The following is a 23,908-nucleotide window of genomic DNA, read 5'->3' on the forward strand; positions in this document are numbered from 1 at the left end:
TGTCGCGGCCCCGATGACCAGCCTTCCATTGTCCCGAATTCCGGGGTGGATTTCCCGGCGGTCCGCGGAGAAAGCCGGCGGTCGTTCAGGCGCCCATTTTCATTCGGCCCCTTACCTGGTTGCGAGTTGTCCACTTTTTGACCCTTTTGTGGGCTGTCCTCGCACCGTGTCGGCGGTGCTACCGTGCGAAGTCAGCGACGAGAGCCGGGTGGGGAGCCTTGGGGAACATCGCGAGGTTCGGCATTTTGGGACCGTTGTGCGTCACGCGGAACGGCAGGGCCGTGAAACTGGGGGGACCTCGGCAGCGGACGTTGCTCGCCGCGTTGCTGGTGCGGGCGGGCAAACCGGTGGGGCTGAGCGGCATCGTGGACGCGCTGTGGGGGGAGAACCCGCCGGCGAGCGCGGTGGCGAACGTGCACACGCACGTGAACCGGCTCAGGAGCGCGTTGAAGGACGTCGGGCTGGACGGGCTGCTCGTCACCGACGGCAGCGGGTACCGGTTGCTGGTGGAGCCGGACCAGCTCGACAGCGCGCGGTTCGAGGCCTCTGCCGGGCAGGCCCGGAGCGCACTGCGCGCCGGGGACGCGCTGAAGGCGGTCGAGCTCTGGCAGGAGGCGTGGGACTGCTGGCGGGGCGCGGTGCTGGAGGACGTGCCGCGGGCCGGGTGGCTCGAGACCGAGGTCGTGCGGCTGGAGGAGCTGGCGGCCGCCGCGCGGGAGGACTGCGCGGACGCGCGGCTCGCGGCCGGGCAGTACCGGGCGCTCGTCACCGAGCTGTCGGCGCTCGTGCGGGAGCAGCCGCTGCGGGAGGGGCTGTGGCGGCGGCTGATGCTCGCGCAGCACCGGGCCGGGCGCCGCGCCGAGGCGCTGGAGACGTACCGGGCGGTGCGGGAGGTGCTGGTCGAGGCGCTCGGCGTGGAACCGTGCGCGGAGATCCGGGAGCTGCACCGGGAGGTCCTGCGCGGCGAGGGACCCGTGGTGGTGCGACCGATGCAGCTGCCGCCCGGCGCGCAGGACGTCACCGGGCGCGCCACCCAGACCGCGCGGCTGCGCCGGTTGCTGACCGGGCGGGCCGGTGCGGTCGCCGCGATCACCGGCAAGGCGGGCGTGGGCAAGACGACGCTGGCGGTGCGGGTCGCGCACGAGGTGGCCGGGCACTTCACCGGCGGACAGCTCTACGTGCGGCTGGGCGGCACGCACGCGCCGCGCGACCCGGCGACCGTGCTGGCCGAGCTGCTGATCGCGTGCGGGGTGCACCCGCACGCCGTTCCGGAGGACCGGGAGGCCCGCGCCGCGCTCTACCGGTCGCAGCTCGCGGCGCGGCCCGTGCTGGTCGTGCTCGACGACGCCGCGAACATGGCGCAGGTGCGGCCGTTGCTGCCGGGCACGGCGGGGTCGGCGGTGCTGATCACGAGCCGGGCGCAGCTGGTCGACGTCGACACCGCGCACACCGTGCACCTCGACGTGCTCAGCACGGAGGACGCGGTGCGGGTGCTCGCCTCGATCGCCGGTCGGTCCCGGCTCGCCGCGGAACCCGACGCCGCCAGGGCGGTGGCCCGCTACTGCGGCAACCTCCCGCTGGCGCTGCGGATCGCGGGCTCCCGGCTGGCCCGCAGGGCGCACTGGACGGTCGGGCGGCTCGCGGAACGGCTGGCCGACGAGGGCACCCGCCTCAACGAGCTGTGCATCGACGACCTGGAGGCGCGCGCCAGCCTCGCGCTGAGCTACGAGGCGCTCGGACCCGCCCAGCGACGCGCGTTCCGGTTGCTGAGCCTGCTCGACGTGCCGGACTTCCCCGCCTGGGTCGCGGGGCCGCTGCTCGACGTCCCCGTCGCGGACGCCGAGGAGCTCGTCGACGGCCTCGCCGACGCGCACCTGCTCGAACCAGCGGGCCACGGCCGCTACCGGTTCCACGACCTGCTGCGGGTCTTCGGCCGCGAACGCGCGCAGCAGGACGACCCCGGCCGCACCGCGGCGCTCACCCGCGCGTTCACCGCCTGGCTCGACCTGGCCGCGCGCGCCGAGTCCGGGCTGCCGAGCCGGTTCCTCAAGGTGCGGCTGGAGGTGCGGGACGCGCGCCTGCCGGGGGACGTCACCGCCCGGCTGCTCGCCGACCCGCTGGCGTTCCTGGAGGCCGAACGCGACGCGCTGGTCGCCGTCGTCGAGCAGGCGCTCGCGCTGGGCCTGACCGCGCTCGCCGCCGACACCGCCGGGGTGCTGACGACGTTGTTCGACCTGCGCAGCCACTACGACCTGTGGCGGCACACGCACGAGCTGGTCCTGGCGGCCGCGCAGGAGAGCGGCGACGCCCGGCGCACCGCGGTCCTGCACCAGGGGCTCGGCGCGCTGGCGTTCTACCGCGACCGCTTCGGCGAGGCGCGCACGCACTTCACGCGGGCGCAGCACCTGTTCCACGACCTCGGCGAGGTGCCGGGGCAGGCCTACGCCAACCTGGGCCTGGGCAGCGTCGACCTGTTCCACGGCCGCCACGACGAGGCCGCCGCCCTGCTCGCGCGCGCCAGGGCCGGCTTCCACCGGTGCGCCGACGCGTTCGGCGGTGCCTTCGCCCTGCAGGGGCTCGGGGTGGTGCGGCGCAACCAGGGCCGCCTCGACGAGGCCGCGGCGTTCCTCGACCGCGCGCTGGCCGCCTTCGCCGAGCTCGACTCGGACTACGGGCGGGCGTGCGTGCTGTTCAGCTACGGCCTGCTGCACAACGCCCGCGGCGACCTCGCCGCCACCGAGCACGCGATGCCGGCGGCCGTCGGCCTGTTCCGCGCGGCGTCCTGTCCGCGCGACGAGGCGCTGGCGCTGCACGTGTTCGCCGCCATCCACGCCCAGCGCGGTGACGCCGATCGCGCGGCGGCGCTGATGGCCCGGTCGCAGGCCGCGTTCTCGCCGCAGGACGAGAGCGTCGGCAAGGCCGAGACCCTCTACAGCCTCGGCTGGGTCGCCCACCGCGACCGCCGCTTCACCGAGGCGCAGGAGTGCTTCACGCGGGCGTTGCGGCTGTTCGAACGGTTCGACATGCCGCTGCACCAGGTCCGCACCCGTGCCGCGCTGCACAGCACGGGCCTCACCGGCCCCGGCCGGTGAGCGCGCTGACCAGGTGCCGTTGCAGCAACCAGAACACCACCAGGCACGGCAGCGCCGTGGCGGTCGCGGCGGCCATCAGCTCGGCGATGTCCAGCCGTGTGGAGTCCATCATGGACAGACCGAGGGTGAGCGTGCGCATGTCCGTGGAGTTCGTGACCACCAACGGCCACAGGAAGTCGTTCCAGTGCCACAGGAACACGAACACCGCGAGCGTGGCGAGCACCGGACGGCACAACGGCAGCACGATGTGCCAGTAGATCCGCCAGTCGCCGGCGCCGTCGACCCGCACGGCGTCGAACACCTCGCCCGGCAGCGCGCGGATGAACTGCCGCAGCACCAGCACCGCCTGGGCGTTGGCGAGCGTCGGCACCACCAGTCCCCACCAGGTGTCCACCCACCCCAGCGACGCGACCAGCAGCAGCAACGGCACCAGCACGGCGTGGAACGGCACCATGAACGTCGACACGATCGTCCACAGCAGCAGGTCCCGGCCGCGGAAGCGCTTGCGGGCGAACACGTACGCGGCCATCGACGCGGACAGCAGGACCACCACCACCGACACCAGCGCGTAGACCAGCGTGTTGAGCGTCCACCGCACGAAGTCCTCGGCCGCGAGCACCACGGCGAAGTTCCGCAGCGTCAGCGACTCCGGCAGGGCGTGCGGCAGCGTCGGGGAACCGGGTGGTGACAGCGCGACCACGACCATCACGGCGAACGGTCCCAGCGCGAGCAGCGTGACCACCGCCAGCACCACGACCGGCCACCGCGAGCGCCTCACGGGTCCCCGCCGAACACCCGCCGCTGGGTCAGCGCCACCAGCAGCACCACGGCCCACAGCACGACCCCGGCCGCCGCCGCGTGCCCGAGGTCGAACAACCGGAACCCGTACTCGTACACCACGTACGCCAGCACCTGGCTGGCCCGCATCGGCCCTCCCTCGGTCAGCACGAAAACGGTGTCGAAGACCTGGAACGCGCCGATCGTCTCGACCACCACCACGAAGAACAACACCGGGCGCAGGAACGGCAGCAGCACGTGCCACACCCGTTGCCACGCGGTCGCCCCGTCCACCCTGGCCGCGTCCAGGCAGTCGGACGGCACGTCCTGCAGACCGGCGAAGAGCACCAGCACCGCGTAGCCGGACCCCTTCCACACGCTCACGACGGCGAGCGCGGGCAGCACCAGCGACGGGTGGGACAGCACCCCCAGCGGCTCGAACAGCCACCGCCACACCACGGCGGCGAGCACCGGGCTGGTGGCGTACGGGGCGAGCAGGGCGGCGCGGAACCAGCCGCGCGCCCACGTGACCCGGTCGAGCAGCACCGCCGTTCCCAGCGCCACCAGCACGGTCAGCGGCACGCACAGCGCGACGTAGCCGAGCGTGGTGCGCAGGCTGGCCGTGAACGTCCGGCTCGCGGCCAGGTCGCGGTAGTTCGCCAGCCCGACGAACGTCCAGCCGCCGCCCGCGTCGTGGTCGGTGAGGCTCAGCCCGGCCGCCCCCAGCACCGGGACGACCCGGAACAGGCCGAAGAGCACCAGCACCGGCAGCAGGAAGAGCAGGGTCGTGACCGCGCCGCGCATCAGCGGCCGAGCAGCCCGTCGACCTCGGCGGCGGCGTCGGCGAGCGCCTGCTCCGGGGTGCTCCTGCCCAGCAGCGCGGCCTGCAGGTGCGGGGCCAGCAGGCCCATCACCCTGCGCGCCTGCGGGTGCGGGTCACCGGCCGACGCGTAGGGCAGCGCGTCGAGGAAGCTCCTCGCCAGGGCGTCCTGCGGCGGCGCCACCTCGGCCCACGGCGCGAAGAAGTCCGACCGGGCGCACAGCGCGTCGACGACCTCCCGCGAGCTCAGGTGGGCGAGCACGGTCCTGGCCGCCGCGGTGTCCTTCGCGGTGCGCACCAGCGCCAACGCGCCGGGCTGGCCGAACGTCGCCCGCACCCGGCCCTGCAACGGCGGGCCGACCGCGGTGTTGTCCGCTCCGATGCCCGCCGCGATGGCGCGGGCCTCCGCGGCGGTCGTCACGTGGCTCATCGCCGCCTTCCCCAGCGCCACCGGGTCGTCCCTGATGTCGCTCTTGCGGGTCGTGACGTCCGCGGGCAGGCCGCCCGCCGCCGCGAGGTCGACGAGGAACCGCAGCGCCGCGACGCCCTCCGGGGAGGAGAACGCGCTGCGCCGGCCGTCCGGGCTGAACACCGTGCCGCCCGCCTGCCACAGCAGCGGGTAGAAGGTGATGTTGAGCGTCTCCTCGGCCGACCCGGCGTAGTCGAGCACCGGCACGCCCCTGGCCGCGAGCCGCGGCGCGGCCGCCCTGACCTCGTCCCACGTCCGCGGCAGTTCCGTGATCCCCGCCTGCGCGAACAACGCGCGGTTGTAGACCGTCGTCGTGACGGTCTGGTACAGCGGCACGCCGTAGACCTCGCCGTTCACCGTCAGCGCCGAGACCGCCGACGGCCGGAACGCCGTCCCACTCGCCGCCACCACGTCGCCGACCGGCTGGAGCGCACGCTGGGCGGCGTACTGCGGGATCATGTCCGGCTGCAGCAGCACCACGTCCGGTCCGCTGCCCGACAGCAGCGCCGTGCCGATCTTCTCCTGCCGGCCGGCCCACGGTTGCAGCTGAATCCGCAGGTCGATGTCGTGCGACGACTCGAAGCCGCGCTCGACCTCCTGCCAGAACGCCCTGCTCGCGGTCTCGTCGTCGATGACCGGGTACAGCCACACGGTCACCGTCCGGCCGGTCACCGGTGCGCCGCAGGCCGTGAGGGCGAACGCCAGCGCCGCGGCGAGCAGGCGCCTCACGCCGGAATCCCGAACAGGCCGGCGGCGTTGCGCCACATCACGTGCTCGTGCTCGCGTTCGCTCAGGCCCGCGTCCACGACCACGCCGAGCGCGATCGCCGGGTCGACCAGCGTGCTGTCGGTGCCGAAGAGCACCTGCTCCACCGGCACGCGGTCCAGGGCGTAGCGGAAGCGGTCGCGGTCGGTGATCGAGCAGCACGGTTCGAGGTAGAGCCGGTCGCTGCGGACCGCCGCTTCGACCGCCGTCCGCCACGCCGGCCCGCCCATGTGCCCCGCGATCACCCGCAGCCCCGGCACCTCCTCCAGCACGTCCACGAGACCCAGCACGCTGTCGTCCCAGGTGTGCACCAGCACCGGCAGCCCGGCGGCAGCGGCCATCCGCAGCGCCTCCCGCGTCGGCGTGGACGTGAGCGGCAGCGCGGGGTAGGTGGTGTGGATCTTCACGCCCACGAACCGCTTCGCCGGGGTGTAGCGCTCCAGCTCGCGTGCGGCCTCGTCGAGCTGGTTGGGGTTGATGACGACGTATCCGAGCAGACGCGGTTGTTCGGCCAATGCCTCGGCCATCCACCTGTTGCCGCTCACCATGTCGTAGGTGACCGCCTCGGACGCGGACACGATCTGCCGGTCGATGCCGTAGCGGTCCATGAGCTTGATGTTGACGTCGACGGCGCCCACGTCCGTCGAGAAGAACCACGGTCCCGCGTGCCCGTGCACGTCGATGATCATCGGGCGTCCTCCAGCCACGCCGTGGCCGTGCCCCCGGCCACCTGGTGCCACTCCTCGGTGCCGAGGCCGGACATGCGCAGACGCAACGCCGACGGCATGACGTCGTGCACCGGCGCCCGCGAGCCGTACGCGAGGTGGTGCGCCCCGACCTCGCCCGCGATCCGCTCGATCGAGTCGGGTCCGACCAGCATCCGGGTCGAGGCCACGAACCCCGGCTCGCGGCGCGCCAGCACGACGAAGTCCGCCACCTTGTAGGCGTGCACGTCCAGGAAGCACACCCGCGTGCCGCTGAACGCGGGCCAGTAGCGGCTGATGTCGCCGCTCGTCAGCAGCACCATGCCGTGGGCCGACGCGAGGCCGACGACGTGCTGCAGACCCGGTGACTCCGGCTCCACCCATTGCTCCGGCGGGAACACCCGCAGCAGCCGCACACCCTCGGCCGCAAGGCGCGCTATCTCCGTCTCGGCCGTCAGCGCGTCACGGATGTCCACTGTGCCCACGGGGACATGACCCGTCTGTTCGATCGCCTTGCGCATCTCGTCGTTGCCCGAGCACGCGTCGAACAACCCGCCCCGCAACGAGCACACCAACCCGCGCGCGATGCCGTGACGAGAGAGCTGCTCACCCACGGCCTCGATGGACGCGTCGACGTCGCGGGTGGGCACAGCGCCGAAGAGCACGTCGACGTCGAGCGCGATCTCGTGCCGCTCGTGCGGGACGTGGGGGAGTGGAGCCACCATGACCGGCAGCCTGGTGGCCGCCCCTACACGAGCCCTACACGGCGGGCACCGCGATCGCGGTGACCAGGACGTCGCCCTGCACCAGCCAGCGGCCGCGGAAGTCCGCGATCGGGGTGTCGGGCAGCAGGATCCGCGAGTGGAACGTGCCGTCCGGGTCGAGCGTGATGTCCGCGTCCTCGAACCCGAGCCACCGCCGCGTGACCGGGAACCACGCCTTGTACGTGGTCTCCTTCGCGCTGAACAGCAGCCGGTCCCAGCAGATCTTCGGGTCCTCCGCCCGCAGCCCGGCCATCCGGTCCAGCTCGGCCGGCACCGCGATGGCCCCCAGCACCCCGTCCGGCGCGGGCCCGTGCGGTTCGGCGTCGATGCCGATCGTCAGGAAGTCCGCCGTGCTCGCCAGCGCGGCCGCCCGGTAGCCCAGGCAGTGCGTGAGGCTGCCGACGACGCCCTCCGGCCACAGCGGCTCGCGCTTGGGCCCCGGCAGCACCGGCGCGGGCGCGACACCGAGCCGCGCCATGGCCTGGCGCGCGCACCAGCGCGCGGTGCCGAACTCCGCGCGGCGCTTGGGCACCGCGTTGCCCAGCAGCGCCTCCTCCTCGGGGAAGAGGCCGGCCGGCTGCTCGTCGTCGAACCGTTCCACCGCCGCGATCGGCGGGGGGAGGAGTTGTTCCAGCACCTATGACTCCCGCAACACGTCGTGCAACTTGGCCCCGGTCACGCCGCGCGGTCGCCACTCGCGCGGGTAGCCGAGGGAGACCTCGTCGAAGCGCACGCCGTCGTAGACGGTCGTGCGGGGGATGTGCAGATGGCCGTAGACCATCTCGACGGCGTTGAACCGCGTGTGCCAGTCGGCCGTCGCCGTGGTGCCGCACCACAGCGCGAACTCGGGGTAGCGCAGCACGAACGTGGGGTCGCGCACGAGCGGGTAGTGGTTGATCAGCACGGTCGGCCCGCTCACCTCGGCGAGCCGTCGCGCCGTCTCCTCCACCCGCGCCCGGCACCAGGCCTCGCGCGACGGGTAGGGGTCGGGGTGCAGGAAGTACTCGTCGGTGCACACGACGCCCGCCTCGTGCGCGATGGCGAGGGCGGACTGCACGTCCGTGGCACCCGGTGGCCTGAACGAGTAGTCGTAGCCGATGAAGAGGGGACAGACGGTGACCGGCCCGCCGTCGCCGTCGAAGACCGCGTACGGGTCCTCCGGGGTGAGCACGTCGAGGCTGCGGCAGAGTTCGACGAGCTGCTTGTAGCGCACCTCGCCGCGCGCCTGGTTCTCGTCGTCCTTCGTGGTCCAGAGCTCGTGGTTGCCCGGGGACCAGATGACCCGGCCGAACCGGGGGCGCAGCGTCCGCAGGGTCCACTCGATGTCGCCGAACTTCTCACCCACGTCCCCGGCGACGATCAGCCAGTCGGCCGGGTCCGGTGCGGTGATCGCCGCCACCACGTCGCGGTTGTCCTGGTAGGAGACGTGCAGGTCGCTGGTGGCCAAGAGCTTCACACCTCGACGGTAGCCGTGGCGTCAACGCGAGGAGATCAACCTGAACCGAAGAGACCACTCGTTCGTGTCGTGAGTAACACGACCGGTTATCCGTTCGTCGCAGACAGTGCGCCACTCGTCTCAACAGGGCGAGCCGCAAGTCGCCGACCTTGCCCCGCTCATCGCTGCCGACGGCCCGCGCACTTACCTGTCCACCTGCACCGTTCCTACCGTGAGCGCTGTCACCTGACGGAAAAGTCCTGGCGGAGGACCACACCATGACCGACTCCCAGTTCGCCCGCACGCCGGACCCGCGACTCGCGCGCGGAGTCCCGCAGCGGCAGGTCCCCCAGGGTCAGGTCCCCGCGCGCCCGGTGCCCGCGCGCCAGGCCCCCCAGGGTCAGCTGCCCCAGCGCCCGCTGCCGCCGCGCCAGGGCCAGGTGCCCCGCTACGGCCAGCCGGTCGACCCGCGCCTGGCCGCCGCACCGTCGTTCCGCCGCACCGTCGGCGCCGAGATCGCCCGCCACGCCCAGCAGCACCAGGCCTACGCCGTCCCCTCGCGCCGCAGCACGGCCGAGGAGACCGCGCTGGCCACCCTGCTGCGCTCCCGCCAGCGCGCCGAGTCCGCCCGCCAGGACACCCGTTCCGCCGACACCTCCGTCCCGCGCCAGGACTCCTGGATGCGCGCCGGCGTGTGGCCGGAGCAGACCGCCGACCCCGGTCGCGGCGACGTCATCGAACAGCTCTCGTCCCGCCTGGTCAGCCCCAACCTGTGGGCCGTCGTCGAACCCCTCATCCCACCCGCGAAGGTCCGCCGCCAGGGCGGTGGCCGCGGCCGGGTCTGCAACCGCACGGTCTTCACCGCCATCGTCTTCGTGCTCTCCTCCGGCTGCGCGTGGCGGCACCTGCCCGCGTCCTTCGGCGTGACCGTGCCGACCGTGCACCGCCGCTTCCAGGAGTGGACCGACCTGGGCCTGTGGACCCGCCTGCGCCGCGCCGTGGCCGAGGGCGCCTGCGGCACCGACGAGGTCGACTGGATCCGCGCGGTGCTCGACGCGGCGGACCGCCGGTCGGCGAAGGCGGCCGGCTGAGGCGCCGTCCCCCTGCTCGCGCCGGGGTCACCCTGAGGAAGGGTGGCTCCGGCGTTGTGTTGCGCTCGCCCGGTTCGTGCGCCCTGCCGAGCACTGACCGCTCATCGCACCCGTGACCGCTCATCGCACCACGACCGCTCATCGCACTCATGGCCGCGCCCGCGCCACTTCACCGCGCCCCGTGTCACATGCCGTTGATGCCCGCTTGGTACTTCGGCACCCGCACGGTGATCTTCGTGCCCAGCCCGCACGCCGTCTCCACCACGAGCCCGTACTCGTCCCCGTACACCCGCCGCAACCGCTCGTCGATGTTCCCGAGCCCGATCCCCGCGGATTCGTCGACCTGCCCGGCGAGCGTCCGCCGCAGCTCGTCGGGGTCCATGCCGATGCCGTCGTCCTCGATGGTGATCTCGGCCTCGGCACCGCTGTCGTTCGCGTAGATCTGGATGTGGCCCGGCTCGACCTTGCCCTCCATGCCGTGCCGCACGGCGTTCTCGACGAGCGGCTGCAGGCACAGGAACGGCACGGTCACCGGCAGCACCTCGGGCGCCACCTGCAACGTCACCCTCAGGCGTTCGCCGAAGCGGGCGCGTTCGAGGGCGAGGTACTGGTCGATCGAACGCAGCTCCTCGGCCAGCGTCGTGAAGTCGCCGTGCCGCCGGAACGAGTAGCGGGTGAAGTCCGCGAAGTCGAGGAGCAACGTACGCGCGCGCTCCGGGTTGGTGCGGACGTACGAAGCGATGGCGGACAACGAGTTGTAGATGAAGTGCGGTGAGATCTGGGCGCGGAGTGCGCGCACCTCGGCCTCCACCAGGCGCGTCCGCGAGCGGTCGAGCTCGGCCAGCTCCAGCTGCCCCGCCGCCCACCGGGCCACCTGGTTCGTCGCGCGGACCAGGCCCGCGGAGGCCTCGCGGGAGTAGGCGGCCAGGGTCCCGACCACGCGGCCCTCGACGGTCAGCGGGGCGACGACCGCGCAGTTGATCGGGCAGTTCGGTTCGGTGCAGCCGATGTCGAACGCCTGGGTGCGGCCGGTCAGGAACACGTCCTGCGCCTGCGCCATCGCCTCCGCGGCGTGGTGCTCGGACACGCCCTCCCACGCGACGACCTCGGTTTCGTCGGTCAGCGCGAGCGCGGGGGTGTCGAGCAGGGTGCGCAGGTGGCGCGCGGACCTCTTCGCCGCGTCCGGGACCAGGCCCGCGCGCAGCGGGGGAGCGGCGGACCAGGCGGTGTGCAGGGTCTCGTAGGTCACGCGCTGGGCCTCGGTCGACAGCGACTGCCGGCTGCGCGTGCCCCGCCACAGCACGAGCACCGCCGCCCCGCCGACGATCAGGATCGCCGCGGCGGTGAGGAGGTCGTGCATCTCAGTTCACCTCTAGCTTCGCTCGTCGCCGTGGGAAGACGAACCTGAGCCGTCCAGCCCGAGGTTCTCGGGCGCGTGGAGCTTGACCATCGTGCGCTGCACCCCCGGCGGCACGTGCCGCTGGGTGAGCAGGGAGACCACGTACATGACCCCGAAGCCCAGCGGCACCGTCCACGCCGCCGGACGGGACAGGAGCGTCTCGTACCGGGCGTCGCCGGTGTCGGTGAACATCGTGACCAGCCCCGCGGTCAGGGCGGGCAGGCCGCCCGCGAGCATGCCCGCGATGGCGCCGGCGGTCGTGATCCGGGTCGACCAGATCCCCAGCATCAGCAACGGGCACAGCGACGACGCCGCCACCGCGAACGCCAGGCCCACCATGTCCGCCACCGGCATGCCCGTCGACACGAACGTCATCGCCAGCGGCACGATGCCCGCGAGCACCGTCGAGATCCGGAACCCGCGCACGCCGCCGAGCCGCAGCACGTCCTGCGACAGGACACCCGCCAGCGACACCACCAGCCCCGAGGACGTCGACAGGAACGCCGCGAACGCGCCACCGGCCACCAGCGCGCCGAGCAGCTCGCCGCCGAGACCGTCGATCATCCGCGTCGGCAGCACGAGCACCACGGCGTCGGTCTGCCCGGTCATCAGCAGCTCGGGCGTGTACAGCCGGCCGAGCGCCCCGTACACCGGTGGCATCAGGTAGAACACCGACAGCAGGCCCAGCACGATCAACGTCGTGCGGCGCGCGGCCGTGCCGTTCGGGTTGGTGTAGAAGCGCACGATCACGTGCGGCAGCCCCATGGTCCCCAGGAACGTCGCGATGATCAGCGAGTAGGCCGCGTACAGCGGGAACTGCTGCCCGCTCGACTCCGGCAGCGACCACGTCTCGTTGGTGTTGTGCCCCATCGTGGACACGTGCGGCACGGTCGAGCCCTGCGGGAACGTGAGCTTCGAGCCCTGTCCGACGCGGTGGTGGCCGGCGGTCAGCACGTGCCCGCCGCCCTCCACGCGCTGCCCGTCGACCTCGCCGGAGCCCCGGACGGTGACGGCCTGCTCGGCGTGCACCACCGTCTCGTTCCGGAACACGACCTCGGTGTCCTGCCGGAACGACGGGAACTCCGGTGCGGTCAGCGACTGGGCGCCGTGCACCTGCCACGCGACGACCAGGAACACGACCGGCACGGTGATCGCGGTGAGCTTGAGCCAGTACTGGAACGCCTGCACGAACGTGATCGACCGCATCCCGCCGGACATCACGTTGACCGTCACGACCGCCGCGACGACCAGCGCGCCCACCCAGTCCGGCGCCCCGGTCACCGTGTTCAGCGTCAGCCCCGCGCCTTCGAGCTGCGGCAACAGGTACAGCCAGCCGATCGCGAGCGCCAGCGCCGACGCGACCCCGCGCACGCCGCGCGAGCGGAAGCGGGCCTCGGCGAAGTCCGGCAGCGTGTACGCGCCGGAGCGGCGCAGCGGTGCGGCGACCATCGTCAGCAGCACCAGGTACCCGGCGGTGTAGCCGACCGGGAACCACAGCATGTCCGGCCCGTAGGCGAAGATCAGCCCGGCGATGCCCACGAACGACGCCGCCGACAGGTACTCGCCGCCGATCGCCGAGGCGTTCCACCACGGCGACACCGTGCGCGACGCGACGTAGAAGTCCGACGTGGTGCGGGAGACGCGCAGCCCGTACGTGCCGACCAGGATCGTGCCCAGTGCGACGACCAGCACCGCCACGACGGCGTACCCGCTCGTCATGGCCGTTCGACCAGCTCCGCGAACTCGCGCTCGCTGCGTTCGGCCTGCCGCACGTAGAACCAGCCGGCCAGCAGCAGCATCGGGCCCGTCGCCACGCACAGCAGGAACCACGGCAGCCCGAGCCCGAAGATCCGCATCTTGCCGATCTGCGGCTCGATCGCGAACAGCAGCGGCAGCAGTCCCAGCGTCCCGCACACCACGAAGCACACCGACAGGCCCAGCCTGCGCTGGGCGCGGATCAGGGTGCGCATGTAGACAGCGCCGAGCTCGCTCTGCTCGTTGATCTCCCTGGTGCCCGGGTACGGCCGCCGGGCCCGCGGCGCCCTGGTGCGGGGACTCGTCACCACCACGCGCTGGACCGGCCGCGGGGGCGGCTGCCCCGGTGGCGGTGTCGTCACGACCCCAGCCCGTTGCGCGGGTGCGCGGTGGCCGCGGGCGCGGCCTGACCGGACACCGGCGCCGGCCGGGCGCGGCGCACGAGCAGCTGCCGCAGGTGCCGGGCGTGCCGGCGGCTCACCGGCAGCACCGCGCCGCCGATCGTGACGCTGAGGTGCCCCTCCTCCAGCCGCAGCTCGTCGATGTGGCCGAGGGAGACGAGGTGGCTGCGGTGGATGCGCACGAACCCGGCGCTGCGCCAGCGCTCCTCGAGCCCGTTGAGCGCGGCGCGGACCAGCCCGCTGCCGGTCGCGGTGTGCAGCCGGGCGTAGTCGCCGTGCGCCTCCACGTACCGGATGTCAGCGAGCCGGATGAAGCGGGTGACGCCTCCGAGCTCGACCGGGATGACCTCGTCACCGACCTCGGGCGGGGTGGCGTTGGCCGGTTGCGCGGCCGCGGGCGGAGCGGCTTCCGCGGGGTTCTTCGAGTCCCAGACCTCGTGCACGATCCGGTGCACCGACTCGGCCAGCCGCTCCTGGCGCACCGGCTTGAGCAGGTAGTCGAGCGCCTTGAGCTCGAACGCCTCGACGGCGGGCTGCTGGTGCGCGGTCACGAACACGACCGGTGGCGGCTGCGCGAACCTCGACAGCACGCGGGCGAGGTCGAGACCGTCCAGCCCCGGCATGCGGATGTCGAGGAACACCGCGTCGAGCGGCTGGCCCGCGTCCATCGCCCGGTGCAGCACCCGCAGCGCCTTCGTGGCGTCGGTGACGGCTTCGACGTGCGCGATGCGCGGGTCCGAGCGCAACAGGTAGGTGAGGTCCTCCAGCGCGGGTGCCTCGTCGTCGACGGCGAGCACCCGCAGGGACCGTTCGAGGCTGCCACGTCGATCCGGTCCCTCGCACAGGGGGCACGGCAGACCTGAGGTCATTCGAGATCGAGTCCAAACTGTGTACGGCCGATCCTCACGTGGCGCGACTGGACCACGCTCGGTCAACGCGCGCCTGGTGAGCCGAGGGCGTCGGATACGCGATCATGCCTCCTCACGGAGGGTGAGTCGCCGCGGGGGTCCGGTTGCCCGTCGTGCGCACGGCAAGCACCCCCTCGACCCCAGAAAGCCCAATTGGCGCATCATCCGACAGGTCGAGGAGGTACGGGAACCCTCCGAACGGGTGCGTCTGGCCCCTGTCATCGGCGCCGTCGTCACCCACCGTGCAGTTGCCTGGTCACGCGAGCGGCGGCCTCAGGACTGCCGGATCGCCCTCGGCTGAGCCGCCAGCGCGTCACCCAGCGTGATCTCCAGCTCGATGAACGACTCCTCCGCACGCCGCGCCGCCACGCTCACCGAGGCGGCAGCGGCCGGCCCGACGAGTCTGCGGGTGGGCGCGCGCAACGCCTGGATCGCCTCGGACCACTGGTTCGAGAGCTTGGCCAGTCCGCTCAGCGTGTCGACGAGGGCTTCGGTGTTGTCCGGCGGCGACGCGACGATCTCCGCCAGCCGGTCGCGCAGCGAGTCCAGTGCCGGGTCCACTTCACTCCTCCCGTGGTGGTGCGCCAGTGGGCGGCTGCGGCTGCCGAGAACGAGCGCGAACTAATTCCCCCATGGGCAACACCATATCTCGACCGCGGAGGTGCGGCGCAATGATGTTGCCCCGACCGGACCACCCGGCCAATCAAGCCGTCATAGCGTCCCGGTGGAGCCGTCGTCTCAACTGGCCAGCGGTTATGCCCGATCGCTGAAATGCATCGGGTTTCAACGTTTAGCGGGTGCAGAATCCAGGTAACCCCGGATTCTGCGCATTAACGCTTTTGTCGTGGCCGCTGTCGCGCGCACCCAGGCCGGAGAACGACGAAGAGTCGTTCGAATTCGTACGGGATTCGCGAAACGGTCCGCGGCCCGGTTCCGCGACCGGGGCGCGGGGACGGCCTCAGAGCCGGCCGACGTCGGTGATGGTCAGCGCCGCCTCGCCCAGCTCGTCGGACTCGGCCAGGTCGACCTCGGCGTTGAAGCCCCAGTCCTTGTCGCCTGCCGGGTCCTCGAAGATCTGCCGGCACACCCAGCGCTCCTGCTCGACGTTGATGATCAGGAACGCCGGGCCGCGCGCGTTGGGGCCGGTGCCGATGTCCGAGTGCTCCTCGAAGTACGGCTCCAGGGCGTCCATCCACTCCTTGGCCGTCCAGCCGGACTCGTGGTCCAGCTCGCCCAGCGAGTACCAGTCGCGCTTGGCGGCGAGCTCGACGCGGCGGAACAGGGCGTTGCGCACGAGCACCCGGAACGCGCGGGTGTTGCGGGTGACGGCGGGCGGCTGGTCCACGCGGACCTCCTGCACCGTGCCGTCGGGGTTGGTGAGCTTCTCCCACTCGTCGATCAGCGACGAGTCGACCTGGCGGACGAGCTCGCCCAGCCACGAGATCAGGTCCTGCAGCTCCTCGGTCTTGGCCTCCTCCGGCACCGTCTGCGACAGGGCCTTGTAGCCGTCGGCCAGGTAGCGCAGCACGAGGCCCTCCGAGCGGGCCAGGCCGTAGAACGAGACGTACTCGGTGAACGTCATCGCGCGCTCGTACATGTCGCGCACGACGGCCTTGGGGGACAGGTGGTAGTCGCCGACCCACGGGTGGCCGCGGCGGTAGGTGAGGAACGCCGCCTCCAGCAGCTCCTCCAGCGGCTTCGGGTAGGTGACGTCCTCCAGCAGCTCCATGCGCTCGTCGTACTCGATGCCCTCGGCCTTCATGGCGCCGATGGCCTCGCCGCGGGCCTTGTGCTCCTGCGCGCCCAGGATCTGCCTCGGGTCGTCCAGCGTGGACTCGATCACCGACAGCACGTCCAGCGCGTAGCCGGGGGCCTCCCGGTCGAGCAGCTCGATCGCCGCGAGCGCGAACGGCGACAGCGGCTGGTTCAGCGCGAAGTTGAACTGCAGGTCCATCGTGAGCCGGAAGTCGCCGCCGGAGCGTTCCACGACACCGGCCGCGACCAGGGCCCGGTACATCGCCAGGGCGCGCTTGATGTGCTTGAGCTGCTTCGGGCGGTCCTCGTGGTTGTCCTCCAGCAGGTGCCGCATCGCCTGGAACGCGCCACCGGCCGGGCGGCCGATCACGTTCAGCAGCATCGCGTGCGAGACCTGGAACGACGACGTCAGCGGCTCCGGCTCGGCGCCCACGAGCCGTTCGAACGTCGACTCGCTCCACGACACGAACCCGTCGGGCGCCTTCTTGCGGACGACCTTGCGCTTCTTCTTCGGGTCGTCGCCCGCCTTCAGCAGCGCCTTGCGGTTCTCGACCTCGTGCTCGGGCGCCTGCACCACGACCGTGCCGACCGTGTCGTAGCCGGCGCGACCGGCCCGGCCGGCGATCTGGTGGAACTCGCGGGCCTTGAGGATGCGGGTGCGGGTGCCGTCGTACTTCGCCAGCGCCGTGAACACGACCGTGCGGATCGGCACGTTGATGCCGACGCCGAGGGTGTCCGTGCCGCAGATGACCTTGAGCAGACCGGCCTGGGCGAGCTGTTCGACCAGCCGCCGGTACTTGGGCAGCATGCCCGCGTGGTGCACGCCGATGCCGTGCCGCACCAGCCGCGAGAGCGTCTTGCCGAAGCCGGAGGAGAACCGGAAGTTGCCGATGAGGTCGGCGATGGCTTCCTTCTCCTGCTTGGTCGCCACGTTGACGCTCATCAGCGACTGCGCGCGTTCCAGCGCGGCGGCCTGGGTGAAGTGCACGACGTAGATCGGCGCCTCGCGGCCGTGCAGCAGGTCCTCGATCGTCTCGTGCAACGGCGTGAGGACGTACTGGAAGTTCAGCGGCACCGGGCGCTGCGCCGAACGGACCACCGCGGTCGGGCGGCCGGTGCGCCGGGTCAGGTCCTTCTCGAAGAACGCGACGTCGCCCAGCGTCGCCGACATCAGCAGGAACTGGGCCTGGGGCAGCTCGATCAGCGGCACCTGCCACGCCCAGCCGCGGTCGGGCTCGGAGTAGAAGTGAAACTCGTCCATCACGACCTGGCCGACGTCCGCGGCCGTCCCGTCGCGCAGCGCGATGTTCGCGAGGATCTCCGCGGTGCAGCAGATGATGGGCGCCTGGTCGTTCACCGAGGCGTCGCCGGTCATCATGCCGACGTTCTCCGGCCCGAACACCTCGCACAGCGCGAAGAACTTCTCCGAGACCAGCGCCTTGATCGGCGCGGTGTAGAAGCTGCGCTGGTTGCCCGCCATCGCGACCAGGTGGGCACCGATGGCCACCAGGCTCTTGCCCGACCCGGTGGGCGTGCTGAGGATGACGTTCGCCCCCGAGACCAGCTCGATGACCGCCTCCTCCTGCGCGGGGTACAGCGCCAGGCCGCGTTCGGCGGCCCACCCGGAGAAGGTGTCGAACAGTTCGTCTTCGTCGGCGATCGAGGTGAGCCGGTCCGTGAGTGCAGTCATCGCGGGTGAACTATAGGTGGTACGCGTACTCGGTGAACTCCCAGTCGGTCACGAACCGCTGGAAGCGGGCCACCTCCTCCCACTTGAAGTCCACATAGGACCGGACGAAGTCCTTGCCCAGCACCTCGACCATCGCCGTGTCCTCCTCCAGGTAGGCGAGGGCGTCCGGCAGCGTGGCGGGCAGCGTCGGGGCCTTGGACGGGTCGTAGCCGTAGCCCGCCGAGGGGCGCGGCGGGTCGATCCGGTCGCGGATGCCCAGGTAGGTGGCGGCGATGAGGCCCGCGATGCCCAGGTACGGGTTCGCGCTCGCGTCGCCCAGGCGCAGCTCCAGCCGGGTGGTCTCGCCCCGCTCGGCCGGGACCCGCAGCATCGAGCTGCGGTTGTCGAGGCCCCAGTCGATCAGCCACGGGGCGAGCGAGTCCGGGCCGAACCGCTTGTAGGAGTTGACCGTCGGGTTGAGCAGCGCGGCCAGCGCCGGTGCGTGGGTGAGGATGCCGCCGATCGCCCAGCGCGCCTCGTCCGACAGGCCGTGCGAGGTGCCCGCCGCCTGGAACGCGTTGCGGCCGTCCTTCTCGTGGCACGACAGGTGCAGGTGGAAGCCGGAGCCGCCGCCGTCGTTGAACGGTTTGGCCATGAACGTCGCCAGCCGCCCCTCGCGCCGGGCGAGCTCCTTCACCGAGGTCTTGAACCGGAACGCCCGGTCGGCCGCGTCCATCGCGGGGGAGTGCACGAGGTTGATCTCGAACTGCCCGCCGGCGTACTCGTGGTTGCCGCCGGTGGTCTGCAGGCCCGCCGAGCTCAACGTCCGGAGAGTTCTCAGCAGGTGACCGTCCGAGTCTCCGCGGCGGCCGGTCGCGTACACGTTGCCCGGCTCGTCGCAGTACGGCCGCCACCCGTTCGGGCGGTCTTCGTCGGGTTCGCAGAGGAAGTACTCCAGCTCCGGCCCGACCACCGGCGAGAGACCCGTGGTCTCGAACACCTCCAGCGCCCTGCGCAGCACCTGGCGGGGTGACTCGTCGACGGGTCGCTCGTCGGCCGGGCTGAGCGCGTCGCCGATGCACCACGCGACCCCCGGCTCCCAGGGGATCGGCAGCAGCGTGTCGAGGTCGGGCACCACGATCACGTCGGGCAGCCCCGCGTCGAGCACCCCGCCGTTCTCGGTGGTCTTGCCGCCCGGCGTGGTGCTGTAGACGGCCCGGCAGAACGACAGCCCGCGCTGCGTCACCGCAGGTAGGTGTTCGACGAGGACGTCGCGCCCCCGGTCCGTGCCGAGCAGGTCGGGGAAGACGACGCGCACCACGTCGATGCCGTCGTCGCCGAGTCTTGCCGCGAGCTCCCGTGTCACCTGTTCACCGACCACGTCGAACTACCTTTCCTGGCCCAGTGCGTCGCTGGCGCGGAAGGGGACAACGTTCGAGGTGCGAGCGCTGTCGACCCGTCCGTGGAGCGCAGACCGTGCTCGGTCTCAGCTGGGGGCTCCGCACTCATCGTCCACCACTGGGCAACAGTCCGTAACTGGACGGGTGACGACCGTCACGGGACCATGCGCGATGTGACATCGTGATCACAGCGCGAGCAGACTCGTGCCGGATCGAAACCACCAGGTCGAAGACATACTTCGGAACCGCAAGTATTGTGCCGGGAACACCTGAGCTCGAGCACGGGAGACTTTGAGTTGTCTGGTCACCACACGATTGCCGAGACCGAGAAGGCCGTCCAAGCCAAGCTCGGTGCGGTGCCACTGCGTCGCGAGCAGATGGCGGCGGTGTCGAACATCCACCGCGCCGCGACCGCGATCCGGCAGCACCTCGAGAACTCGGTGCTGCGCACCAGCGATCTGACCTGGACCGGCTTCGTCGTGCTCTGGGTCGTGTGGATCTGGGGCGAGATGGAGACGCGGTACGTCGCCGAGGAGGCCGGCATCTCCAAGGGCACCCTGACCGGCGTCGCCAAGACGCTGCAGTCGCGGGGCCTGCTGGAGCGCATGGGCCACCCGACCGACGGGCGCCTCGCGGTCCTGCGCCTCACCCCTGAGGGTGAAGAACTGATGGCCGACCTCTTCCCCAAGTTCAACGAGGAGGAGGTCTTCGTCTCCGACCCGCTGGAGTCGTCGGAGGCGCAGTCGCTGGCCGAGATGCTGCGCCGGATGGTGACGCACCTGGAGGCCAACGGCGAGCAGCGCCGGCTCGACCTGCGCGGCGACACGCCGTTGCCGCCGCGCCGCTCCGGCCGCCGCGCCAAGCACGGCTGAGGACCTGCGCGCCCGTTGGGCGACTCACCGGGGGTGAGTCGCCCACTTCGGCGTTCCCCCGCTGTCCGACCCGGAGCGCAGGCCGCTTGACCTGCACCGTCAGAGCAGGCTGAGCACCCGCGCGTGCAGCGTGTCGAGGTACTCCTCGGACTCCGGCTTCATCAGCACGCTGCGCAGCACCCGCGCCCCGTCCGCGTCCGCCGCCACGCCGGGGTGCCGTGCTGCGAACGCCTCCTTCGACGCCCGTGCCACGCTCAGGAACACCGGGTCGACGGCGGCGTTCATGCCGGTCTGCATCACCCGGTGCGCCGCCGCGTCCACGGCCGAGAGCGTCAGCGGGCTGGTCCGCGGGAAGTACGTGACGATGTCGAGCTCGGGCTCCTGGTAGAGCTCCAGCTGCTCCGACTCGCGGATCAGCCCCGCCCACCGCACGGCCGCGCGCCGTCCGGCCGCCAGCACCTCGCCCAGGCCTTCGCGGGTCAGCGGGAGCAGCTTCAGCGTCAGCCACAGCCCTGCGGCGGCCGCACCGGCACGGGAGCACTCCAGGCTGATCTCACCGAGGTGCAGCTCGTCGGACGTGAAGTACGTGTAGGGCGAATCGTGCAGGTAGAAGCGGCCCACGGACGGGTCGCGGAACAACACCGCACCACAGCCGTAGGGCTGAAGACCGTGCTTGTGCGGATCGACCACGACGGAGTCACACGATCCGATGGCCTCCCACGGCTCCGGCGCCAGGTCCGTGCCCGCGAGCAACGCGAAGAACCCGCCGTACGCACCGTCCACGTGCACCCGCACGTCGTAACGCCGTGCGATGTCCAGCACGAGATGCACCGGTTCGATGGCACCCAAAGCGGTGGTTCCCGGCGTGACCACGACCGTTCCGACCTTGCCGCCGCGCAGGAGCGCTTCGAGAGCGTCCAAGTCCATGCGCCCGCGACTGTCCACGGGCACGGGGAACCCCTCGACACCGAGCACACCGCACATGCGCGAGTGTGTGTAGTGCGCCTCGGAGGAGTACGCGACGCCACGGCCCGGATGCAGCGACCGGGCGACGAACAACGCCTCCAGGTTGGCGATCGTGCCGCTGGAGGTGAGGTGGCCGAGGTGCTGCTCGCCGTAGCCGAACATCCCCGCGAGACCGGCCACGACCTCGCGTTCCATCGCCGCGGTCGCCGGGCCGCCGTCCAGCGCGTGGTTGTTCGGGTTGATCAGCATCGCCGACAGGTAGCCGACGACGGCGGCCGGGTGCGGCGGTTTCAGCATCTGGCCCGCGTAGCGCGGGTGGAAGAACGGGTAGTTGTCGCGCAGCCGGTCCTGCAGCTCGGCGAGCGCCGACCCGAAGAGCGCCGGGTCGACCTCGACGGACGGGTGGGGTGTGAAGGTGCCGTACTCGGCGGTCCACTTCTCGTGGTTGGTCAGCGCCTCGTTGAGCCAGTGCTGAAGATCCACCGCACACCCCACTCGTCCGATCCGGTTGTTCGAATTCGGACGTTACGGCAGACCCCAGCGCGAAGACGAGCCGTTGGCCGTCACATCGCGCGCTACGACGTTCGGACGAGTGCCCTTGCGACTGACGATGGCCGTCTGCCCACGCCGCAACGGCACGACGATGGCCGAACCCTGCTGCTTGTGGTTCAGTCGCCGGCCCCACGGGTCGCGCACGTCGATGTCACCGGTGATGCCGTGGTCGAGCACCAGCGGCGAACCGGCCTCCGAGTGCACCCGCACCCAGTCGGTGCGCCCGCCCGACCGTGACGCGTCGACCAGGAACGCGCCCTGGGTGCGCAACGACGAGATGGACGCGTCGGCCCACGTCTGCGAGACGGACGGGAAGACGCGCACGACGTTGTTGTGCGACTGGACCATCATCTCCAGCACGGCCTGGCCGGACATGAGCGGCGACTCGATCGCGAGGTTGCTGCCCTCGCGGTAGAAGGAGTTCTCGGTGAGCACCGCGTTGGACCCGACCGGCTTGCGGTCGAGGAAGTGGCGCAGGAACGCCAGCGCCTCCTCCGGCCGCCCCATCGCCGAGGCCATCGCGGACGCGGCGCCGTAGCTGTAGCCGGCCCAGGCCTCGCGGCGCGACACCCAGTGGTCGAACGTCCGCGCGATCAGGTCGCGGTGCTCGGCCACGTCCCACGTGAGCTCGCGCAGCGGGTAGAACCACAGCAGGTGCGAGAAGTGCCGGTGCGAGTCGGTGAGCGCCACGTCCTTGCCGATCAACGCGCCGTCCGGACCCAAATGGTAGGGCACGAGCCGGGTCAGCACGTCCCGCCAGCGCGGGTTCTCCTCGATCGACAGCAGCGTGCGCACGCCCCAGCGGATCAGCGAGAGGTCGTAGGTCGTGTCCGTGGCGTTGGCGTACTCCGGTGACCGCGTCTCCGGCAGGTGCAGCCTGCCGTCGGTGCCCTCGACGAGGAACCGCGCGTAGTAGTTGACGGCCTTGGTGAGGATCGGGAAGAGGACGTCCCTGAGGATCTTCTCGTCCATCGTGTGCCGGTAGCCCAGCCACACGTTGTGGCACGCCCACAGAAGATTGCCCGTGTGGTCATTCGGCGCCACGCCGGGCACACCGCAGTAGCGCGGCCCGGAGCGCAACGTGCGGTCGCCGGGGTGGCAGATCGCGTACGAGTCCCCGTCCCGGTAGGCGGGGTTGATGTTGCGTTCGAGGTTGTGCTCGTAGCGCTTCAACGTGGTCGTCACGGCGTCGAGCTCGTGGTGGTTCGAGCCGTTGACCAGCGGGTACGAGATCTGGACGTTGAGGTTCCACCACACGGCCGTCCAGCTGTTGCCCTGCTCGGGGAACCACGGCCCCCACTCGCTGATGACCGGCGCGTCGGCGCGGGTGGCGGCGGCCATCTTGTAGAGCTGCAACCAGTAGAAGCGCTGCACGAGCTTGTCCGGCACCGACACCAGCGACTTGGCGAAGTACGCGTTCCACCAACGGCGGTGCTGCAGCAGCAGTACCTCGAACGGGATCGCCAGCGCCGTGCGCACCTCACGGATCGCGTCAGACGTGTGCGTGTCCGCGGGATGCGTGTACGCCACATGGGCCGCGAACCGGCCGCCGCGGGCCGACCAGGCCGTCGTGTAGCCACCGCCCGCGTGCAACGGCTGCGCGGCGTACGAGACGCCGTTCGCGGTGCCCAGCGCCGGCGCGGGGTTCGCGGTGTAGTCGGCCGGCCTGCGGACCTGGCGGGTCGTCGAGGACTCCAGCGGCTGGAACCCCCAGGTCACGTCACCGCGCACGGACGCGAGGAACGTGCTGCGCGCGTTGTGCACCAGCATCGTGAAGGTGGCACTGCCCTGCGTGGTGGTCACCGAGCCGGTCAGCTCCGCGTTCCACAGGTCGAGCGTCCAGTCCACGGCCGTGATCGCGCCGGCGAACCGCAGCGTCAGGTACCCGATCGGCAATCGGGACAGCCCGATCGCGGCCTCCCAGTGCTCGCGCTGGTCCTGCACCTCGGAGTGGCTGAGCATCAGCTTCAGCTCGTCCGGCGTGCGCCCGGCGTAGACCTGCACGCCCAGGAAGCCGTTCGCGAGGAACGGGCTGTCGCCCCAGTTCTGCGGCAGCCGCCGCCACTCCATCCGGGCGTCGCGGACCACGTCCCGGTGGACGTTGTGACCCGATGTCTCAGGGGCGGTCGGCGCTGCGACCGAGGTGCCCGAGCCCAGTGCCGACGCACCCACGGCTGCGCCTGTTCCGTACAGAAAGGTTCTACGCGACAGCTCTGTCACTGTTGGTCCCTCCGTGCCGTGGCGGCGGCGGAACGGATCTAACCGCAGAAGTCATCCGATGACTAGCGACGCTGTGACGATCACCGCGCTGTTG

Annotated in this window: 18 protein-coding genes and 1 pseudogene; 3 read left to right on the forward strand and 16 right to left on the reverse strand. The window is 71.5% G+C overall.

Annotated elements, in window-relative coordinates; all coding sequences use genetic code 11:
- Positions 1-281: 281 nt before the first annotated feature.
- Positions 282-3,092, forward strand: coding sequence for an AfsR/SARP family transcriptional regulator (locus tag ACZ7CH_RS06430; RefSeq protein WP_470368624.1), 2,811 nt, complete (start codon positions 282-284; stop codon positions 3,090-3,092).
- Here ACZ7CH_RS06430 and ACZ7CH_RS06435 read toward each other — a convergent pair.
- Genes ACZ7CH_RS06435 through ACZ7CH_RS06465 form a run of 7 tightly spaced genes read right to left on the reverse strand, consistent with a single transcriptional unit; the run spans position 3,073 to position 8,847 of the window.
- A complete protein-coding gene (locus ACZ7CH_RS06435; protein ID WP_470373309.1) occupies positions 3,073-3,870 on the reverse strand; it encodes a carbohydrate ABC transporter permease in 798 nt (265 codons plus the stop codon). The two genes, ACZ7CH_RS06430 and ACZ7CH_RS06435, sit on opposite strands and share 20 nt — an antisense overlap.
- Complete coding sequence (locus ACZ7CH_RS06440) at positions 3,867-4,673, reverse strand: carbohydrate ABC transporter permease (protein ID WP_360386904.1); 807 nt, start codon at positions 4,671-4,673, stop codon at positions 3,867-3,869. Before ACZ7CH_RS06440 ends, ACZ7CH_RS06435 begins: the two co-directional genes overlap by 4 nt.
- Entirely contained in the window at positions 4,673-5,887 is a 1,215-nt protein-coding gene (locus tag ACZ7CH_RS06445) for an ABC transporter substrate-binding protein (RefSeq protein WP_360386907.1), read from the reverse strand. Before ACZ7CH_RS06445 ends, ACZ7CH_RS06440 begins: the two co-directional genes overlap by 1 nt.
- Complete coding sequence (locus ACZ7CH_RS06450) at positions 5,884-6,612, reverse strand: amidohydrolase family protein (protein ID WP_360386909.1); 729 nt, start codon at positions 6,610-6,612, stop codon at positions 5,884-5,886. The genes ACZ7CH_RS06445 and ACZ7CH_RS06450 overlap by 4 nt, the downstream gene beginning before the upstream one ends.
- On the reverse strand, positions 6,609-7,352 hold the full coding sequence (locus ACZ7CH_RS06455; RefSeq protein ID WP_360386911.1) for an amidohydrolase family protein: 744 nt from the start codon (positions 7,350-7,352) through the stop codon (positions 6,609-6,611). The genes ACZ7CH_RS06450 and ACZ7CH_RS06455 overlap by 4 nt, the downstream gene beginning before the upstream one ends.
- A gap of 34 nt (positions 7,353-7,386) precedes the next feature.
- Complete coding sequence (locus ACZ7CH_RS06460; protein ID WP_360386914.1) at positions 7,387-8,028, reverse strand: 4'-phosphopantetheinyl transferase family protein; 642 nt, start codon at positions 8,026-8,028, stop codon at positions 7,387-7,389.
- Positions 8,029-8,847: a metallophosphoesterase family protein gene (locus ACZ7CH_RS06465; protein WP_360386917.1), complete on the reverse strand. Its 819-nt coding sequence runs from the start codon at positions 8,845-8,847 to the stop codon at positions 8,029-8,031.
- Positions 8,848-9,506: 659 nt separating this feature from the next.
- On the opposite strand from ACZ7CH_RS06465, the pseudogene ACZ7CH_RS06470 reads away from it, so the two are divergent.
- Positions 9,507-9,905, forward strand: a pseudogene (locus ACZ7CH_RS06470) (transposase); the annotation flags it as partial.
- Between the two features lie 196 nt (positions 9,906-10,101).
- Here the strand turns inward: ACZ7CH_RS06470 and ACZ7CH_RS06475 are convergent.
- From ACZ7CH_RS06475 to ACZ7CH_RS06505, 7 genes are all read right to left on the reverse strand, one after another.
- Positions 10,102-11,277: a histidine kinase gene (locus ACZ7CH_RS06475; RefSeq protein WP_360386920.1), complete on the reverse strand. Its 1,176-nt coding sequence runs from the start codon at positions 11,275-11,277 to the stop codon at positions 10,102-10,104.
- 12 nt (positions 11,278-11,289) lie between these two features.
- Entirely contained in the window at positions 11,290-13,035 is a 1,746-nt protein-coding gene (locus ACZ7CH_RS06480; protein WP_458433371.1) for a sodium/solute symporter, read from the reverse strand.
- Positions 13,032-13,433, reverse strand: a complete 402-nt coding sequence (locus tag ACZ7CH_RS06485; protein WP_360386926.1) for a DUF485 domain-containing protein — start codon at positions 13,431-13,433, stop codon at positions 13,032-13,034. Before ACZ7CH_RS06485 ends, ACZ7CH_RS06480 begins: the two co-directional genes overlap by 4 nt.
- Positions 13,430-14,341: a LytR/AlgR family response regulator transcription factor gene (locus ACZ7CH_RS06490; RefSeq protein WP_360386929.1), complete on the reverse strand. Its 912-nt coding sequence runs from the start codon at positions 14,339-14,341 to the stop codon at positions 13,430-13,432. Before ACZ7CH_RS06490 ends, ACZ7CH_RS06485 begins: the two co-directional genes overlap by 4 nt.
- Positions 14,342-14,653: 312 nt before the next feature.
- Positions 14,654-14,941, reverse strand: a complete 288-nt coding sequence (locus ACZ7CH_RS06495) for a hypothetical protein (RefSeq protein WP_360386932.1) — start codon at positions 14,939-14,941, stop codon at positions 14,654-14,656.
- Positions 14,942-15,338: 397 nt separating this feature from the next.
- The gene (locus ACZ7CH_RS06500; RefSeq protein WP_360386935.1) at positions 15,339-17,825 is read right to left on the reverse strand and encodes a DEAD/DEAH box helicase; all 2,487 of its coding nucleotides are present in this window, start codon (positions 17,823-17,825) and stop codon (positions 15,339-15,341) included.
- A gap of 10 nt (positions 17,826-17,835) precedes the next feature.
- Complete coding sequence (locus ACZ7CH_RS06505) at positions 17,836-19,185, reverse strand: glutamine synthetase family protein (RefSeq protein WP_360386938.1); 1,350 nt, start codon at positions 19,183-19,185, stop codon at positions 17,836-17,838.
- Positions 19,186-19,560: 375 nt separating this feature from the next.
- Between ACZ7CH_RS06505 and ACZ7CH_RS06510 the strand changes: the two genes are divergently transcribed.
- Complete coding sequence (locus ACZ7CH_RS06510) at positions 19,561-20,076, forward strand: MarR family winged helix-turn-helix transcriptional regulator (protein ID WP_245816540.1); 516 nt, start codon at positions 19,561-19,563, stop codon at positions 20,074-20,076.
- 99 nt (positions 20,077-20,175) lie between these two features.
- Here ACZ7CH_RS06510 and ACZ7CH_RS06515 read toward each other — a convergent pair whose 3' ends face one another.
- Complete coding sequence (locus ACZ7CH_RS06515; RefSeq protein ID WP_470373310.1) at positions 20,176-21,525, reverse strand: pyridoxal phosphate-dependent decarboxylase family protein; 1,350 nt, start codon at positions 21,523-21,525, stop codon at positions 20,176-20,178.
- A gap of 42 nt (positions 21,526-21,567) precedes the next feature.
- On the reverse strand, positions 21,568-23,682 hold the full coding sequence (locus ACZ7CH_RS06520; protein ID WP_470373311.1) for a glycosyl hydrolase family 95 catalytic domain-containing protein: 2,115 nt from the start codon (positions 23,680-23,682) through the stop codon (positions 21,568-21,570).
- Between the last annotated feature and the right edge of the window lie 226 nt (positions 23,683-23,908).

Source organism: Lentzea sp. NPDC037011 (assembly GCF_055607425.1).

Coding starts and splice junctions, on each gene's coding strand:
- ACZ7CH_RS06440 (WP_360386904.1), bottom strand. CDS start 4,673: ATGCGCGGCGCGGTCACGACCCTGCTCTTCCTGCTGCCGGTGCTGGTG.
- ACZ7CH_RS06450 (WP_360386909.1), bottom strand. CDS start 6,612: ATGATCATCGACGTGCACGGGCACGCGGGACCGTGGTTCTTCTCGACG.
- ACZ7CH_RS06455 (WP_360386911.1), bottom strand. CDS start 7,352: ATGGTGGCTCCACTCCCCCACGTCCCGCACGAGCGGCACGAGATCGCG.
- ACZ7CH_RS06475 (WP_360386920.1), bottom strand. CDS start 11,277: ATGCACGACCTCCTCACCGCCGCGGCGATCCTGATCGTCGGCGGGGCG.
- ACZ7CH_RS06480 (WP_458433371.1), bottom strand. CDS start 13,035: ATGACGAGCGGGTACGCCGTCGTGGCGGTGCTGGTCGTCGCACTGGGC.
- ACZ7CH_RS06490 (WP_360386929.1), bottom strand. CDS start 14,341: ATGACCTCAGGTCTGCCGTGCCCCCTGTGCGAGGGACCGGATCGACGT.
- ACZ7CH_RS06500 (WP_360386935.1), bottom strand. CDS start 17,825: ATGACTGCACTCACGGACCGGCTCACCTCGATCGCCGACGAAGACGAA.